The organism is Rhizobium sp. 01T444, from assembly GCF_056398305.1.
Genome location: NZ_JBFTPD010000002.1, coordinates 363,331 through 380,085, shown reverse-complemented (window position 1 = coordinate 380,085; position 16,755 = coordinate 363,331). Strand labels below are relative to the sequence as shown.

The 16,755-nt window shown below is 59.4% G+C and carries 19 protein-coding genes; 6 read left to right on the top strand and 13 right to left on the bottom strand.

Annotation, left to right across the window (positions count from 1 at the left end; all coding sequences use genetic code 11):
* Positions 1–1,014 carry an alpha/beta hydrolase gene (locus tag AC1DTN_RS04635; protein ID WP_113321961.1) on the bottom strand — a complete coding sequence of 338 codons (1,014 nt, stop codon included), beginning with the start codon at positions 1,012–1,014 and terminating at the stop codon, positions 1–3.
* A 165-nt stretch (positions 1,015–1,179) separates the two neighbouring features.
* On the opposite strand from AC1DTN_RS04635, the gene AC1DTN_RS04630 reads away from it, so the two are divergent.
* A complete protein-coding gene (locus tag AC1DTN_RS04630; protein WP_113321960.1) occupies positions 1,180–1,617 on the top strand; it encodes a MarR family winged helix-turn-helix transcriptional regulator in 438 nt (145 codons plus the stop codon).
* A 64-nt stretch (positions 1,618–1,681) separates the two neighbouring features.
* Here AC1DTN_RS04630 and der read toward each other — a convergent pair whose 3' ends face one another.
* The 3 genes from der to AC1DTN_RS04615 all read right to left on the bottom strand — a co-directional run bounded on the left by der (position 1,682) and on the right by AC1DTN_RS04615 (position 4,503).
* Entirely contained in the window at positions 1,682–3,106 is a 1,425-nt protein-coding gene (gene der, locus AC1DTN_RS04625) for a ribosome biogenesis GTPase Der (RefSeq protein ID WP_113321959.1), read from the bottom strand.
* A gap of 15 nt (positions 3,107–3,121) precedes the next feature.
* Positions 3,122–3,805, bottom strand: coding sequence for a tetratricopeptide repeat protein (locus tag AC1DTN_RS04620; RefSeq protein WP_113321958.1), 684 nt, complete (start codon positions 3,803–3,805; stop codon positions 3,122–3,124).
* Between the two features lie 101 nt (positions 3,806–3,906).
* Complete coding sequence (locus tag AC1DTN_RS04615) at positions 3,907–4,503, bottom strand: NnrU family protein (RefSeq protein WP_113321957.1); 597 nt, start codon at positions 4,501–4,503, stop codon at positions 3,907–3,909.
* 129 nt (positions 4,504–4,632) lie between these two features.
* On the opposite strand from AC1DTN_RS04615, the gene AC1DTN_RS04610 reads away from it, so the two are divergent.
* On the top strand, positions 4,633–5,622 hold the full coding sequence (locus tag AC1DTN_RS04610) for a polysaccharide deacetylase family protein (protein WP_113322020.1): 990 nt from the start codon (positions 4,633–4,635) through the stop codon (positions 5,620–5,622).
* 120 nt (positions 5,623–5,742) lie between these two features.
* Positions 5,743–6,273, top strand: coding sequence for a PAS domain-containing protein (locus AC1DTN_RS04605; protein WP_113321956.1), 531 nt, complete (start codon positions 5,743–5,745; stop codon positions 6,271–6,273).
* A 61-nt stretch (positions 6,274–6,334) separates the two neighbouring features.
* On the opposite strand, the gene sbmA is transcribed toward AC1DTN_RS04605, so the two are convergent.
* Positions 6,335–7,600: a peptide antibiotic transporter SbmA gene (sbmA, locus tag AC1DTN_RS04600; protein ID WP_113321955.1), complete on the bottom strand. Its 1,266-nt coding sequence runs from the start codon at positions 7,598–7,600 to the stop codon at positions 6,335–6,337.
* 123 nt (positions 7,601–7,723) lie between these two features.
* Positions 7,724–8,929, bottom strand: a complete 1,206-nt coding sequence (locus AC1DTN_RS04595) for a YbfB/YjiJ family MFS transporter (protein ID WP_477920036.1) — start codon at positions 8,927–8,929, stop codon at positions 7,724–7,726.
* A 138-nt stretch (positions 8,930–9,067) separates the two neighbouring features.
* Here AC1DTN_RS04595 and AC1DTN_RS04590 point away from each other — a divergent pair, with 138 nt between their 5' ends.
* On the top strand, positions 9,068–9,691 hold the full coding sequence (locus tag AC1DTN_RS04590; RefSeq protein ID WP_113321953.1) for a PadR family transcriptional regulator: 624 nt from the start codon (positions 9,068–9,070) through the stop codon (positions 9,689–9,691).
* Between the two features lie 37 nt (positions 9,692–9,728).
* Here the strand turns inward: AC1DTN_RS04590 and AC1DTN_RS04585 are convergent, their stop codons facing one another.
* On the bottom strand, positions 9,729–10,325 hold the full coding sequence (locus tag AC1DTN_RS04585) for a TetR/AcrR family transcriptional regulator (RefSeq protein ID WP_113321952.1): 597 nt from the start codon (positions 10,323–10,325) through the stop codon (positions 9,729–9,731).
* Positions 10,326–10,521: 196 nt separating this feature from the next.
* Here AC1DTN_RS04585 and AC1DTN_RS04580 point away from each other — a divergent pair, with 196 nt between their 5' ends.
* Entirely contained in the window at positions 10,522–10,920 is a 399-nt protein-coding gene (locus tag AC1DTN_RS04580; RefSeq protein ID WP_113321951.1) for a RidA family protein, read from the top strand.
* Positions 10,921–10,957: 37 nt separating this feature from the next.
* Here AC1DTN_RS04580 and greA read toward each other — a convergent pair whose 3' ends face one another.
* The 5 genes from greA to AC1DTN_RS04555 form a co-directional block, all read right to left on the bottom strand.
* Complete coding sequence (greA, locus tag AC1DTN_RS04575; RefSeq protein ID WP_442207021.1) at positions 10,958–11,440, bottom strand: transcription elongation factor GreA; 483 nt, start codon at positions 11,438–11,440, stop codon at positions 10,958–10,960.
* A 31-nt stretch (positions 11,441–11,471) separates the two neighbouring features.
* Positions 11,472–12,221, bottom strand: coding sequence for a type I methionyl aminopeptidase (map, locus tag AC1DTN_RS04570; RefSeq protein WP_442207022.1), 750 nt, complete (start codon positions 12,219–12,221; stop codon positions 11,472–11,474).
* 40 nt (positions 12,222–12,261) lie between these two features.
* On the bottom strand, positions 12,262–13,323 hold the full coding sequence (locus tag AC1DTN_RS04565; RefSeq protein WP_442207023.1) for an LLM class flavin-dependent oxidoreductase: 1,062 nt from the start codon (positions 13,321–13,323) through the stop codon (positions 12,262–12,264).
* Positions 13,324–13,507: 184 nt separating this feature from the next.
* Positions 13,508–14,767: an RNA polymerase sigma factor gene (locus AC1DTN_RS04560; RefSeq protein ID WP_442207024.1), complete on the bottom strand. Its 1,260-nt coding sequence runs from the start codon at positions 14,765–14,767 to the stop codon at positions 13,508–13,510.
* Positions 14,764–15,138, bottom strand: a complete 375-nt coding sequence (locus AC1DTN_RS04555; protein WP_113325623.1) for a YciI family protein — start codon at positions 15,136–15,138, stop codon at positions 14,764–14,766. The genes AC1DTN_RS04560 and AC1DTN_RS04555 overlap by 4 nt, the downstream gene beginning before the upstream one ends.
* A gap of 204 nt (positions 15,139–15,342) precedes the next feature.
* Between AC1DTN_RS04555 and AC1DTN_RS04550 the strand changes: the two genes are divergently transcribed.
* Positions 15,343–16,305: a hypothetical protein gene (locus AC1DTN_RS04550; protein ID WP_442207025.1), complete on the top strand. Its 963-nt coding sequence runs from the start codon at positions 15,343–15,345 to the stop codon at positions 16,303–16,305.
* A gap of 24 nt (positions 16,306–16,329) precedes the next feature.
* On the opposite strand, the gene AC1DTN_RS04545 is transcribed toward AC1DTN_RS04550, so the two are convergent.
* On the bottom strand, positions 16,330–16,743 hold the full coding sequence (locus tag AC1DTN_RS04545) for a Pepco domain-containing protein (protein ID WP_442207026.1): 414 nt from the start codon (positions 16,741–16,743) through the stop codon (positions 16,330–16,332).
* Between the last annotated feature and the right edge of the window lie 12 nt (positions 16,744–16,755).

The window sequence follows — 16,755 nt, the reverse complement described above, 5'->3', positions numbered from 1 at the left end:
TTACTTGTGAAGGGCGGCGCGCAGCGTATCGTTGGCGACGGAGATGGCGCCACGCACGGCCGGCGTTTCGGCAATCGCATTCAAGAGCACGAAATCGTGGATCGTGCCGTTGTAGCGGATCGATGTGACCTTCACGCCGGCCTGAGTGAGCTTGCGGCCATAGGCTTCGCCTTCATCGCGCAGCACGTCGTTTTCATCTGTGATGATGAGGGCCGGCGGCAGGCCGTTCAGCTGCTCGAGTGAGGCCTGCAGCGGCGAAGCGGTCGGATCCTTGCGCTTGGCTTCGTCCGGCAGGTAAGCGTTCCAGAACCACTTCATGGCCTCCCTGGTCAGCCACGGGCCATTGGCGAACTGGTTGTAGGAGCCAGTGTCGAAATTAGCGTCGGTGACAGGGTAGAACAGCACCTGCTGGTCGATAGCAGGACCGCCACGTTCCTTGGCAAGCAGCGTCACGACAGCCGCCATATTGCCTCCGACGCTATCGCCGGCAACGGCAAGACGGCTTGCATCCACGTGGAATTCCTTGGCATGATCGGCGACATATTTGGTGGCGGCATAAGCCTGTTCGATGGCGATCGGGTAACGCGCTTCCGGCGAACGATCATAGTCGACAAAGACGACAGCGGCTTTCGCGCCATTGGCAATTTCGCGCACCAGCCTGTCATGTGTATCGGCATCGCCCAATACCCAGCCGCCGCCATGGAAATACATAATCACAGGCAATGTGCCCTTAGCGCCCTCAGGGCGAACGACGCGCAGCTTGACACTGCCCGTCGGGCCGACCTTGATCACCTTATCCTCTTCCTGAGCCGCCAACTTCTTCACGTCGCCCTTCTGGGCACCGGCGAGAATGTTGCGGGCATCGGCAGGCGAGAACGTGTAGATCGGCTTGGAGCCGGCCAGGCTATCGATGAATTTCTGCGTTGTCGGTTCCAGTACCGGATCGGCAAACGCTCCAATGGCGGAAGCTGCCAGGATTGCTGCTGCGGAAACTGCGGTCTTGATCGTCGACATTGTCGTGTCCTCTTCGGGTTTGTTGCGTTCGTCCTGAACACGAGATTTATATCGCACACGACTAATTATCGCACGATAGAAATTATTACATAGCTGCCATGCATTAAAAGCGGTTACGATTATTTATCGCGCGATATAATATCCAGCGGTTTTGGAGATCGTGCCATGTCGAACCAACTGAAACTCGACAGTTTCATCTGCTTTGCCGTCTATACCGCAAGCCACGCCTTTAACCGCGTCTACAAGCCTCTGCTGGACGAACTCGGTCTCACCTATCCGCAATATCTGGCGATGGTTTCCCTTTGGGAAGAAGACGGCCAGACCGTCGGCGGCCTCGGTGAAAAGCTCTTCCTGGAATCGAGCACGCTGACCCCTCTCCTCAAGCGCCTGGAAACGGCAGGCTACATCCGCCGCGAACGCAGCAGGCAGGACGAGCGCGTCGTCGTGCTGCGCCTGACGGAGGAAGGCAAGCGGCTGAAGGAAAGAGCTGAGACCGTGCCGGGTTGCATCATCGACGCAAGCGGCCGCGGCGCGGATCAGCTTGCCCGGCTGCAGGCGGAGATCGTCGCGCTGCGGGAAGCGCTGAATAAGAGCACGTCTTGAGGTCTACCGGCGCGTCCGGAAGACCCACTCTGGCCCAAGCGGTAAGGCGACAACAAGAAGCGGACTAAGTCCGCCTCTTCTTGCCCTCGAAGGGATTGTCCGGCGACCGGTAATGGATCCGGATCGGTACGCTCGGCATATCGAAATCCGCCCGCAACCCGTTGATCAGATAGCGCGTATAGGATTCCGGCAGGGCATCCGACCGGGTACAGGACACCATGAAGGCCGGCGGGCGCGCCTTTACCTGCGTCATATATTTGAGCTTGATGCGGCGACCGGAAACGGCCGGTGGCGGATGCTGGACCTGCTGCTGCTCCAGCCAGCGATTGAGCTTGGCGGTGGAGATGCGCTTGTTCCAGACACGGTCCGTATCGATGATCGCCTGCATGAGCTTGTCGAGGCCCCAGCCGGTCTGGCCGGAGATCGGCACGGCGCGGATGCCGCGCGCTTGCGGCAGCAGCCGGTCGGTCTTTTCGCGCAGGTCGGCAAGCACGGCCTGGCGATCCTCGATCATATCCCACTTGTTGAAAGCGAGCACGGCCGCGCGGCCTTCGCGCAGCACGAGATCGACGATATGCAGATCCTGCTTCTCGAAGGGGATCGTCGCGTCGAAGACGATGACGACGGTCTCGGCAAAGCGGATGGCGCGCAGCCCATCGGCAACGGAAAGCTTTTCCAGCTTCTCGATCACCTTGGCCTTGCGGCGCATGCCGGCCGTGTCGAACATCTTGATGGTGCGGCCACGCCAGTCCCATTCCACCGAGATGGAATCGCGCGTAATGCCGGCTTCCGGTCCGGTCAGCAGCCGGTCTTCGCCGAGGAAGCGGTTGATCAGCGTCGACTTGCCGGCATTCGGACGACCGACAATTGCCACGCGCAGCGGCTTGGTGTCGTCATAGGCGGGCTCTTCGTCTTCTTCGCCCTCTTCACCGGTCGGCTGCGGCAGATCGACGTCGGTGACGGCAACATCGTCCTTCGACGGATAAGCGACATCCTCGCCGAGCGCGGCAACGATGGCGTCGCGCAGATCGAGCATGCCCTGCCCATGTTCGGCCGAAATCGGCACGGGTTCGCCAAGCCCCAGCGAATAGGCATCGTAGAAACCGCTGTCGGAACCGCGCGCCTCAGACTTGTTGGCAACGAGCACGACCGGCTTGCCGCGACGGCGCAGCATCTCGCCGAGCGCCGTATCGACCGGCGTCAGACCTGTTTTAGCATCGACGACGAAGAGCGATAGATCAGCCTCGTCGATTGCCGTCTCCGTCTGCTGGCGCATGCGGCCCTGCAGGCTCTCATCCGTCATCTCTTCGAGGCCTGCAGTATCGACAATTGTAAAACGCAGGTCGATTAGCCGCGCTTCACCCGGACGGCGGTCGCGGGTCACGCCCGGCGTATCATCGACAAGCGCAAGCTTCTTCCCGACCAGCCGGTTGAAAAGCGTCGACTTGCCGACATTCGGGCGTCCGACGATGGCGACCGTAAAACTCATTATTTTCCCTTAAGCTCAGCCCTGCGCGGCGGGCGCCTTGCCGGATGCGGTGATGAGATCAAGCATCATATGGGCACGATTGGCAACACCGCGCGGGCTGTCCACATCGTCGACGATCGACTGGAACCACTGGCGCGCCTGCGCCATGTTGCCGGCCTTGTAGGCTGCAAGACCGAGCGCCTCGCGCGCCGAGTGGCGAAAGGCATTGCCCGGAACGGCCATTTCCTCGACGGCGGCAGAAACCTGCTCATAGGCGCCGTTTTCGATCAGCAGCCAGCCGGCGCGCATCTTGGCGGCATCCTGCACGGCAGCAGGAACGGACTTATCCTTGGCGATGGTCTGGAAGGACGCGATCGCACCGGCATTGTCGCCCTTCTGCGACTGGACGGTCGCGGCGCGCATGCGCGCCAGGACCGGGTAAGCACCGTGGCCTTCCTTCTCCAGCTTGTCGAGAGCGGCGAGCGCCTCGTCAGTCTTGTTCTCGTCGGCAAGCTTCATCGCCGCCAGGAACTGGTCGCCGGCGCCGGAGGAACGGGTATTGTCCCAATATTCGTAGGCGACCTTGCCGATGGTTCCGAGCACGATGAGAACGGCAATGGCAATGATATAGCGTCCAAACCGGCGCACCGCGCCCTTCATCTGGTCGGAACGCAGTTCCTCATTGACTTCACGAATGAAGCTATCGTCGTTGAATGCCATTCTCGTCTCCGGCCGCGGATACCCATATACAATGCAAAACGCACATTGTCGGGCCTTCTACTCCATTTTGCAGCAGTTGTAAGGGGGATATCGCAGAATCGTCACGAAGCAAGCATCGGCAGCGGCGCGACACCGATCAGCCATTCGTGAACACGCCAGATCATCAGCGCCCAGACGACCACGCCGATGATGACGGCATAGATGTCATATTTGGCCGAAACGAAGATCGGCAGCATGATCTCGCCGCGGCGCTGGCGCCGCTTCAGCGAAATGCGCACCACCACGCCCCAGGCAAGGAATGCAGCAAAGAGCAGCACCGAATAGGCCTCGCCATTCGACAGAAGATGGGCCAACGCCCAGATCTTCACCGACAGAACGATCGGATGTTTCGTCTTCGTCTTGATATAACCGGCAGGCAGGAAACCGGCGACGAGACAGATCACTGCAATCAGCATCAGGGTGACGGTGAGATGCGCCATACCCATGGGTGGATTGTAAAGCATGCCGATCGGCTCGCTGCGAGCAACGCCAAAGGCATAGATCACGAAGATCAGCGTCAGAATGCTGGCAATCGAGTGGAAGGCGATCCAGGCGGGCTTGCCCACCCTGTCAATGATCGCCTGCCGGAAGCCCGGAACGACGACACGGATCAGATGCAGGCCGAGGAAGAGAATGAGGCTGAGGACGAGCAGAGCCATGATGATCTGGTTTTCCTATTTTGACGGTCAGCCATGAATTACCGGCAGACGGCGAAAAATGCCAGCAAGACCGCAGCTTCGCCGCATTTCTGTAACAGGAAAACCGCAATGCAAATTGTCGCGGTGCCCATGTTTCGTCTTATTTTTTCTGCGTCCCTCGCTCTCTCCTCGATTTTTCCTGCTGTTGCGGACGCCGCCGACAAGCCGAAACAGCTTGTCATCATCTCCTTTGACGGCGCGCACGACAATGCGCTCTGGCAGAAGAGCCGCGAGATGGCAGCCAAGAACGGCGCACATTTCACCTATTTCCTCTCCTGCACCTTTCTGATGAACCAGGAAGCCAAGCAGGCTTACCAGGCCCCTCATCAGAAACGTGGAAAATCCAATGTCGGCTTCGCACAGAGCGACGACGAAATCCGTGAACGCCTCGGCAATATCTGGCACGCTCACCTCGAGGGCCATGATATTTCCAGCCATGCCTGCGGCCATTTCGATGGCCGGCAATGGGGCGAGGCGGACTGGTCAGCCGAATATGCGACCTTCAAACAAACGTTGAAGAACGCCTGGAAAAGCGTCGGCCTGGAAGAGCCAGCCGGCTGGCAGGATCTCGTCGATCACGGCATCAAGGGGTTTCGCGCCCCTTACCTTTCGACCGGCGGCGGCGCGGACATGATCGCCGCCGAGAAGAAGGCCGGTTTTACCTATGATGCAAGCCTCGTCACCAGGGGGCCGGCCATGCCCGTCGAGGAAGACGGCGTCATCCGCTTCGGCCTGCCGCTCATTCCCGAAGGCCCTGGCGAAAAGCCAATCATCGGCATGGATTACAATCTCTTCGTTCGCCACTCCAAGGGCGAGGAGGATGCAGCTGACAGCGCCGCTTTCGAAGAGCGTGCCTATGCCGCCTTTAAGGAAGCCTTCGACAAGCAATATACCGGTAGCCGCATTCCCCTGCAGCTCGGCTTCCACTTCGTGGAAATGAACGGCGGCGCCTATTGGCGCGCGCTCGACAGGCTGGTCAGCGACGTTTGCCACAGATCAGATGTTGCCTGCGTCAGCTATTCCGAAGCGATCCCCATGATCGAGGCCCGCGGCAAGCTGCAGGAGACCTCCGGGTTGTAAGGCGCACTTACCGCTCAAACTGTTGGATATCAAAAACCACCTGCACCTATTGACTGCATCGAGCCTGCACTTCGATAAGCATTACCTCACAAATGCGTGGCAAGCATGGGAGGTAACGTCATGACATTTATTGAGAACCCGGAGTGCCTGGTTGACAAGGACGAATTTCCCGCCTGTGAAACTGGCTTTTTCACTTGGGATATCGTTGCGAACCTCCTCTATGGCGACGGAGCGGTCGCTGAAATGTTCGGACTTGATTTCGCCGAAACGGCAAGTGGCCTTCCACTCGAAGCCTATGTCGCCCGTATCCATCCGGAGGATCAGCCGGCCGCAGCCAAGATCATCCATGATACAATCCTGACGCAGGAGCCAGAGCAACAGAGCTACCGCGTACGTCGCGCCAACGGCTCCTTCCACCAGGTCATGGCATTTGGGCGATGCTTCCGCGACAAGAACGGCATTCCGTCTCTTTACGGCGGCATTGTCTTTCCACTTCCCGAGGAAGCGCCGGTGGCTACACCGCTGCTCGATCATTGTTTGGCGGCCTACGATATTGCCCTCAGGGAAGGCAACAGGGCCGTCGCCGACCATATTCTGGAGGCATTGATTGATATGGACCGGAAAAATACGGGCTGTACGCGCTCGAACTGACGATCCTCGTCGGATCCCCAAAAGAAAAGGGCCACCGAAGCGGTGGCCCTTACTCTTGTGATCAGCCGTCGACGTGGACGACACCGGCCTCGCGCTCCAGGTAGCGCTGGTCGATATCAGGCAGCGGCTCGTTGTCGATTGCCGCCTCGAAGGCCCTGAGACGCTTGTGGATGGAAAGCAGTTCGATGATCGTCGTCCAGGAATTGACGAGATATTGAAAGGAATTGCTGACCTGGCCGAAAGCGGTCGAGATCTGTTGGAAGATGCCGTAGGTGATGGCGCCCGCAACAAGAGTCGGCGTCATGAAGAAGTAGACAAAGAGATTGTCCGCCTGCAGATAAAACGAGCGGGCGATATTGAAATACATGTAGTGGAAATAGAGCGTAAAATAGTTTTTCCGCACCCTTGAGAACAGTTCCTGAACCGTTGGTGGCTGCGCTCGGTCGGCATGATCCTCGCCGTAGACCAATTCCTTGCGGTAGGCGGCCTCCACACGCTGGTTCTTGAAGTTCAGGCCAGGCAGCTTGATACCCGCGACAGCCAGCAGGACGGTACCGAAGGCCGACCAGAAGATAGCAAGCCAGAAAAGAGAGTTCGGCACTTCGCCGAGTATCGGCAGGCTCGTCACGTAATGTGAGAGCGCCAACATGATCGGCAGGAAGACGACCAGCGTCATCACCGAATTGATCAGGTTAATGCCGAGACCTTCCAGGGTGCTGGAAAAGCGCATCGTATCTTCCTGCACGCGCTGGGATGCGCCTTCGATGTGGCGAAGCTTTTCCCAATTGGCCATGTAGAAATTGTTCATCGCCGTCCGCCAGCGGAAGATGTAGTGGCTAGTGAAAAAGTCGGTCAGGATCGACACGAGCATGCTGAGGAACGCGATTTGCGCGAAGATCAGAAACAAGTCGTAGAAGTTTTCGACTGTGATACCCGGCTTCTTATTGAGCGCATTAACCAGCAGATCACCGAACGGCCGGCGCCAGTTGTTGATGACGACTGTGATCTGCACGCCAAAATAGGTCACGAAGATAATCAGCGCCGAGCCCCAGATGGACCACATCTTCCACGGATGGCTGAGTGCCTTCAAATGCCAGGCACCGCAAAAGATCAGCGCGGCTAAAAGGAAGTAGCCGTAAAACCAGAGATTTTCCGGCAGCAGAAAGAACGAGAGATCGATCGGTTGCTGCTCTTCAGGAACCGGCGCAAAACCAAGGGAAGCACCAAGACCGGCGGCGAAGAAATACCAGCCGAAAATTGCGGCCAACGTCCAGACTACGAGCGAAGTAAAGAACGCCTTTGGCTGGGGAAAGAAGGAATGGAACACGGGAGGATTTGCTTTCCTGAACTGGAGTCACGGAAGAGTGGCGAACCACTGATTGCCCGGAAATTAAGGCAGTTCGAAGAAAGCGGCAATGGGTTCAGCCCATTGTTACGCACTTGTAACCACTTAAGGGATTTTCTTCATCACAGGCATGACGAGTAGTGCGCAGAAAACCAGCACGATGGCAGCAATAATGGTCGGCAGCACGAAATTTCCGGTTGCCTCGGCGATCCACCCAGCAACGACTGGGCCGATAATCTGGCCGACACCGAAAGCCGCCGTCATCAGCGCCAGGATGCGGCGCGGGCTTTCCGGTGAGAGCCGGCGGCCGATCTGCAATCCATAGGCGGTGATGGCAAGGAAAGTGGCGCCGAACAGCGCGCCACCGATCAATGGTGCCACCGAATGCGGCAGTTCGACCGTTGCGAGCACGCCGATAGCCTCGATGATGAGCGCCGCGACATAGACGCCGCCAAGACCGAGCAAGCGCACGAAAGGCTTCCAGATGAACAGCGCGACCGTCGCCATCAGCCCCGCGATGAACCAGCAGAGGAACTCGACGATCGGCCCGGACGCGCTCGCGCGGGCGATGGCGACGAGGAACGTGGCGGTAATGACATAGCCGAAGCCGAACAAGCCATAGGACAGAGTCAGCAGCACCATCGGCCGGCTCCAGATTAGCGCCGGCTCCTTCACCTGCCCATTGTGCACCAGTGCCTTTGGCAGCAATGACCAGACGATAACGAGGCTGACCAGGCAGAAGAGCGCTCCACCGATCCAGTCCGCGCGCCAGCCGCCGGCCGCGTCGTCGAAAACGTAGCCGAGCGCAAGCACCATGACGGATGAAATCGCAATCCCCGCCCCCGGCCCGCCAAAATGCGTCGCCTGAACGTGATCATTGCCTGCAGCAGCACCATGGCTCAGCACGATTGCCGAACTGAAGACCAGCGTGAAGGCGCTCGCCACGCCCGCCAGGAAGCGGATGATGGCAAAGAGCAAGACTGAATCCGTCGCCGCCATGGCGGCCAGCAGGATTGCGGTCGCAAGCAACGAGAGAAGCGCCACCAACCGCTCGCGCCCCGCCGCCCAGCCATAGGCGGCAAGAACAGCGCCGACGAGATAACCGACGAAATTGGCGGAAGCGATGAAGCCCGCATCGGCGGCCGAAAGCGGCACGCCGACCATCATGCCGGGCAGGATCGGCGTGAAGGAAAAGCGCCCGAAACCCATGGCCGCCGCCATGGCGACGGCGCCTGCAAGCGCKGTGGTGAGGAGATYGACCGGSCGGTCGTTATTCGGAGCCAACATGGCKCGYTTATCGCGCTGCARCATTRSYGYCACAAGTGAGTAATTCTGATGGGTGCTTCAATTTCGCGAACAGATTTTTCGCGCTCACCTCTTGAACGACATATCTTACGATATATGTTTTACGACATAGTGAGCGATACATCAGATATAAAGGAGCATGTCGTGAGAGGTTTTCGAGGTGGTTTCGTCGGTGAGGCGATGCGTATGGGAATGGGCCGCAGGTTTTCCGCAGGCGAACTGCAGACGATTCTGCTGGCGCTTCTGGAAGAGCGTCCCAGCCACGGCTATGAGCTGATCAAGACGCTGGAAGAGCGCTCCGGCGGCCTTTACGTGCCGAGCCCAGGCGTCATCTATCCGGCACTGACCTATCTGGAAGAAACCGGACTGGCCGAAGTCGAAAACGACGGCGCAAAGAAGCTCTACAAGATCACCGAGACCGGCCGCCAGAAGGTGGAAGATAACCGCGCAGCGATCGACGAGACGCTTGCCAAGCTGGAGCGCGTTGCCGAGGGCATGGCCTTCGTCAACCGCATGTTCGACCCAGACCAGCCGCAGGGTGGCCATGGCAGAGGTGGCGGTGGCCGCAGCCAGCACCGCCGCGATCATGAGGACGATGAGTTCGGCCGCGACCACAGCAACGTACATGCCGCACGCCAGCTGCTGCGCTCAGCGCTACGCATGCGCCATCCCTGGTCGGCAAGCGAAGCCGTCAGGATATCAGGCATATTGGAGCGCGCTGCCATGGAGATCCTGCAGGGCGGCAAGACCGACCCGCAGCAGGAGTAATCTCACCTGACGAGGACGGCCTAAATCGCCGCCCTCGTCAGCTTTCGGTTTTCAATAGACCGCCCGCAAGGCATCGGAACGCTTCGATGACCTTTGCCAGATAAGGATGAGGATCATTCTCTGCGGCGATCCAGAGTGCCGCATTGAGCGCCGCCCCATTGAGCAGGCGGGCGGCGGCCTCTGCATCGACTGACTTGACCGTGCCTTCATCGATCAGCGCCTGGATGGTCTGCGTCGTCGTGCGAAGGCAGGCATTCTGGCTCGGCCATTGCGAGGGATCTCCCAGCACCGCCGGCCCGTCGAGCAGCATGATGCGCTGGATTTCCGGCTCCAGCGACATCTCGATATAGGCGGTATATTCCGCCAATAGCCCGAGCCAGCTCGTCTCCGCCCGATCGCGCTCGATGCGCAACCGCTCCACCATCTCGCCATCGATCTGGTCGATGACGGCCTGCAGTAGGCCCTTTTTGTCTCCGAAATTATGATAGAGCGCGCCGCGCGTCAGACCGACATCGGCGGTCAAGTCGTCCATGGAGGCTGCCGCATAGCCTTTGACTGCGAAAGCCTTCCGGGCCGCATGGATAAGCTTCGCCCTCGTCTTCTCCATCATCTGTGCCCGGGTTTTTGCGGCCATTACCATCTCCAAAACTCACATACGCCCCGTATGCATATTGACATACGCGGCGTATCTCATGATATATCCACATACGGAGCGTATATCAATTGCGGCTCCGCGTAACGGGCCAACCCCGCACCCATAAAGGCCTCACCTCTCTCGACGAACGCAAGTTCGGCGATCGGTATCCTTTTGTCTGAACAGGAGTAAAACAATGACCAAGCGCAATGCGATTTTCCCCGCCGGCCGGCAGGCGCTCTATGAGATCAACCGCTATTCGGCGGCAATCCGCTCCGGTGACCTTCTCTTCGTCTCCGGCCAGGTCGGCAGCCGCGAAGACGGTTCGCCCGAGCCCGATTTCGCAAAGCAGGTACAGCTTGCCTTCGATAATCTGAAAGCCGTGCTGAAAGCTGCCGGCGCTACGTTCGACGACGTCGTCGACGTCACGACCTTCCACACCGATCCCGAGGCACAGTGGCCGGTAATTTCGGGCATCAGAATGAAGGAAATCGGCGAGGCGCCCTACCCGAACTGGACGGCCGTCGGCGTGAACTGGCTAGCCGGCTTCGATTTTGAGATCAAGGTCATCGCCCGCCTGCCGCAGGCCGCCTGACGCAGACATGAGCGTCGCGTATGAAGCGCGCGGCGCTCTACGAAATCTTCATGACCTCAAGTTCCTGATCGCCGACAGCAACGACATTGCCGACGGCCTTGCCCATGAGAATACGGGCAACCGGCGAAACATAGGAAATCGACCCGGTTTTCGGATCGGCTTCATCCTCTCCGACGATGCGATATGTCTGGACCCGCCCATCGTCACGGCTGAAGGTTACAGTGCTTCCGAAGGCAACGATTTCAGTCGAAGCCGGAGCAGGAACGAGCTGGGCTGTGCGGACGCGTTCGACAAAATAACGCAGATCACGCAGCGGATTTGCTGCCTGCCGCCGCCGCTCATTGACGTCCTCGATCGTGCTCGCAGCCTCATAGGCTTGCCGCGCTTCCTGCACTTGCAGTTCCAGCGCCTTTAGCCCTGCATCAGTCACGAGATTTGGATGAGGAGAAATCGTGCGATCTGGCAGCAGCGTTTCCGCTGCGGTTTCGGCACTTTCTTCCTTGGTAAAGGCAACAGCCATCTCGACCTCCAACAGTGAAGGGCGTTGCCCCTCAAGCCGCCAATGTCAGAATAATCGGCCCGTTGCGGGTTGCAACGACGGTATGTTCATACTGCACCGTCGGGGCCTTGGGATCGGCATAAAGCGTCCAAGCGTCATCTCCACCTTCTGCCCATGTTGCGCCGAGCGACAGGAAAGGCTCGACGGTAAAGACGAGGCCTTCCGTCATCATGCGCCGTTCGGAGGGATCCGGCCAGGTGGAAAGCTCGGCCGGCTCTTCATGCAGCGAGCGGCCGACGCCGTGGCTCGCAAGATTGGCGACGAGCGTATAGCGGTTCTTCTGCGCGAAGGCGCCGACGGCATTGCCGATCTTTGCCAGCGGCTCGCCAGCCTTGATCTGGTTGAGACCGACCCAGAGCGCCCGCTTGCCGTCCCGGCAGAGCCTCTCAATCCTCGATTTGACCGGCGGCACGGCGAAGGAGGCGCCGGTATCGGCAAAGAAGCCGTCCTTTTCCGCCGAAACATCGATATTGACGAGATCGCCCGGTCGGATGACCCGCGGCCCGGGAATGCCGTGGGCGATTTCCTCGTTGACGCTGATACAGGTCGCGCCCGGAAACTGGTAGCAGAATTCCGGAGCGGAACGCGCGCCGGAATCTTCCAGCACCTTGCGGCCGATCTGGTCGAGTTCCAGCGTCGTCATGCCCGGCTCCATGGCCGCCGCCATCACCTGTATGGCATTGGCACAGATGCGGCCGATATCCTTGAGCTTGGTAAGTTCTTCGTCGTTCTCGATAACCATAGACCGTTCCGGATTTTACCCGAGAGCGACAGGCTCTGCGTCAAGCCGTGGCTTTCGCGCCTTCGGAAGCCTCAGTCAATGCCTTTCTGACGATCGGCGCCACTTTTGTACCGTAGAGTTCGATCCCGCGCATGATCTGGTCATGCGGCATCAGGCCGATCGCCATCTGCAGCAGGAAACGGTCGTTGCGGAAAACCTTGTGTGCGGCAATGATCTTCTCGGCCACGAGTTCGGGATCGCCGAGGAAGAGATTGCCGGTCGGGCCGCGTGACATGTCGAACTGCGCCCGGCTCGTCGGACCCCATCCGCGCTCGCGGCCGATGCGGTTCATCACTTCGGCCTGCGGGCCGTAAAACTGGTCTGCTGCAGCCTCAGTCGTATCGGCAATGAAACCATGCACGTTGATGCTGGTCTTCAGCTTCGCCGCATCCTGCCCTGCCCGGCGAGCAGCTTCCCGATAGAGATCCAACAATGGCGCAAAGCGCGGATATTCGCCGCCGATGATGGCAAGCGCCACCGGCAGGCCGAGAGCGCCCGCGCGGGCAACGGATTGCGGCGTACCGCCCACCGCGATCCACAGCGGCAACGGATCCTGCAGCGGTCGCGGGTAGACGCCGCGTCCCTGGATCGGCGCACGAAGCTCGCCTTTCCAGTTGACGACCTCGTTATCGCGCAGGGCCAGAAGAAGATCGAGCTTCTCCTCGAAGAGCTGGTCGTAATCTTCGAGATTGTAGCCGAAGAGCGGGAAGGATTCGATGAAGGAGCCGCGCCCCGCCATGATTTCAGCACGGCCATTGGAGATCAGGTCGAGCGTCGCAAATTGCTGGAACACCCGCACCGGATCGTCGGAGGAAAGAACCGTGACGGCGCTGCTGAGGCGAATGTTCTTCGTCTTCGCAGCAGCCGCCGCCAGCGCAACCACCGGCGCCGAGGCCACATAATCAGGCCGATGATGTTCGCCGAGCCCGAAGACATCGAGCCCGACCTGATCGGCAAGCTCGATCTCTTCGATCAGATGCTTGATCCGCTCGGCCCCCTCCTCTCCCTTGCTGCGGGACGGGTTGGGATTGACGTCTGCGAATGTATAAAGGCCCAATTCCATGGTCGGCATCCTGTTTGACTTGCCCCTGAGATAAGGTCCGGCAGGGCTTGGAGCAAACGGAAATTCTGGAATGGATCGTTCGATAAAGTTGATAGCCGCGTCAGGCGGACGACACCCGGGTATCGATGATTTCGATGCCCATTCACTGAGAGTCGCAAGACGCGGTATCCCATGGACACACGGCTTACTTTACCACCGACCGCCCCGCCTCTTCCTGCATCTTGTCGATCTGCCGGCGGATATGGGCCGCTTCCGCAGCCGAATGGGCAAGTGCAATCGCGCGGTCGAAGGCGATCCGTGCCTGGGCGATGCGGCCGAGCTGTTTCAAGAGATTGCCGTGCAGGCCGTGATAATAGAAGTAACCGTCGAGCTTTTCGCCGAGCGGCTCCATGAGGTCGAGCGCCGCCTGCGGGCCATGAAGTTTGGAAATGACGACAGCGCGGTTCAGTGTCACGACAGGTGATGGCTGGACACGTTCGAGCGCACGATAAAGCAGATCGATTTCCACCCAGTCGGTATCCTCGGCGCGTTTGGCACGGGAATGAACGGCAGCGATTGCCGCCTGTAACTGATAGGGACCAGGCTTGCGGTGACGCAGCGCCTTGTCGAGCAGCGCCAACGCCTCGTTGATGAACGGCTGGTTCCAGAGCGAGCGGTCCTGATCCTCGAGCAGCACGATCTCGTCTTCGGCACTGAAGCGCGCCTGCCGGCGGGAAATCTGCAGCAGCATCAGGGAAAGCAGCCCCATCAGTTCCGGTTCGGCGGGGAAGATATGCAGTATCAGCCGCGCCAGCCGGATCGCCTCATCGCTAAAGGCTGCCGCCTCCTGCTCCGGATCAGCCTGGCTGTAGCCCTCATTGAAGATCAGATAGATCATCGTGCTGACGATTATCAGTCGCTCGGCCCTCTCCTGCGGGCTGGGCGTCTCGAACGGCACGCCAGCCTTTGCCACCCGCGCCTTGGCTCGAGTGATGCGCTGCTCCATGGCGCTTTCGGAGACGAGGAAGGCACGGGCAATCTGCGTCACCGACAGGCCGGAGACGATGCGCAGGGCCAGCGCGATCTGCTGGGTGGCCGGCAGGTCCGGATGGCAGCAGATGAAAAGCAATCGCAGGATATCGTCGCGATAATGGGAATCGTCCAGCCGGTCGGCGATGTCGCTTTCAGCGTCCTCTTTATCTGAAATCTGGTCCTCGTCCGGCAGCGCCTGGATCTTCGCCCGCTTGCGCACCGCATCGATGCCGCTGTTGCGGCCGACGAAGATCAGCCACGCGGTCGGATCGCGCGGCGGCCCCTTTTCCGGCCATGTCCGGATCGCCCTCAGGCACGCCTCCTGAAACGCTTCCTCCGCCGTATCGAGATTGCGGAAGTAGCGCAGCAGCGCACCGAGCGCCTTCGGCCGGGCCGAGGCAAGCGCGAGGTCGATCCAGGCAATGTCTGTCATGATGCTGTATCTCCCGGCCGGAATGTGTAGAACGGCCGAATTTCGTAAGAGGTGGAACCAGGATTGACCGCCGAAAGCTGTTTCGTGAAGCCGATCGCCTCATCCAGCGTTTCGAAATCAACCGTATAGAAGCCGAGAAGCGCCTCCTTCGTTTCAGCAAACGGACCATCGACAACGAAGGCCTCGTCCCTGCCCTTGCGCACAGTCGTTGCCGTCGTCGTCGGCATCAGCCGGCCGGTCGGGCCGAGCTTGCCGGCAGCGGCGAGCGGCTCGATCACGGCATGGAGATTTCCCATGACGGCAGCCTCTTCCTCCTCGGTCCAGGCGAAGACGGTTTCCTCATTGGCGTAGCAAAGGATTGCGTAAAGCATCGGTAGCTCCTCTTTCCGAATGACGAAGGAGTAACCGTTTGGCCGACAGGCCGCATCAAAAAATTACGAATGGGAAAATTGGTAAATCTGATGAATGCAGCGCGGTTAACTATCCACAAGGGCTCTGCAATCGCCGCCATTGAGTTGCCCAATTTGATCCAGAGAGCTCTGCGCGCTTTCCATCACCTTTCCATTCGAGAACCCATGAACAAATCTCAGAGACTTCTCGTTGCGCTTGCCACCCTCGTGTTGTCGACGCAGGCTGCCCATGCCGCCCCCGCCCCGGAAAACTTCCTCTATATGGGCTCCGGCGACCTCGCCGCCGCAAAGGCGAGGCTCGCCCGGCCCGATATCAGTGGCGTACAGGTCGTCTATAATTGGAAGAGCCTGGAAACGGCGAAGGGCCAGTATGATTTTTCGGCAATCGAGCAGGACCTGGCCATTGCCAAAAGCCTCAACAAGAAGATGTTTATCCAGGTGCAGGACCGCTTTTTTGATCCGAAGGCGCGCAACATACCGGACTACATGCTGACCGAACCGGAATATGACGGTGGCCTGACCCCGCAATTCGACAATCCCGGCGAGAACAAGCCCGTCGGTTCCGGCTGGGTCGCCCAGCAGTGGAACCCCGCCGTTCGCGAACGGTACCAGGCGCTGCTGAAGGCGCTTGCCGAAAAGTTCGACGGCGAGGTCTACGGCATCAACCTGCCGGAAACTTCTATCGATCTCGATCCCAAGCATGAGCCGAAGGGTTTCTCGTGCGACGCCTATTTCTCCGCCGAGATGAAGAACCTTGCGTTCGCCCGCAAGGCCTTCGAAAAGTCACTGGTCGTGCAATATGTGAACTTTTGGCCCTGCGAATGGGAGAACGACCACAATTACATGGGCCGTCTCTTCGATTACGCCGCCAAGAACAATGTCGGCCTCGGCGGCCCCGATATCGTGCCGAACCGCAAGGCGCAGATGAAGAACTCTTACCCCTTCTTCAACAAGTACAAGGGCAAGCTCTCCTATGTCGGCCTCGCCGTGCAGGAACCGACGCTGACCTACAAGAACCCGGCGACCAAGAAGCCTTTCACCAAGGAAGAGTTCACCGCCTTCGCCCAGGACTATCTCGGCGCCAACGTGATCTTCTGGAGCACGGCGACACCCTGGCTGAAGAAATGACGGGAACCCGAGCCTCGTCGGCAGCTATTGCGGTTTGCTGACCACGGCTTCGGCTCCTGCATGCCCCTCTCCTGCCGCAACCGCAATTTTGGCGACCGGCTGGGGAGGACGCTTGAAGACAAGCTTGATCGCGCCTCGGCCGCCGGCCTTGCCTCCAGTGCCGAGAATACTGATCTGCCCTTCCGAACTGATTTCCACAGAAAGCTCGATCTGATCGAGTGAAAGATCGGGCTTCTCCAACGTATGGCTAAAGACATACTGGACGACCTCGACGAGATTGGAAACCTGATCGCGCAACCCATCGGCACTGAGCGTGATCGTCCGGAAGAGCCCGCCATCAGAGCGAGCGCCGAAACCGCCGCCCACGTCTTCGCTGCCCCTTGCGCCGCTCGCAACAAGGGGTTCGGCGTCGGTAATAACCTGGATCTGCCTGTCCATCGTAATTCAGCT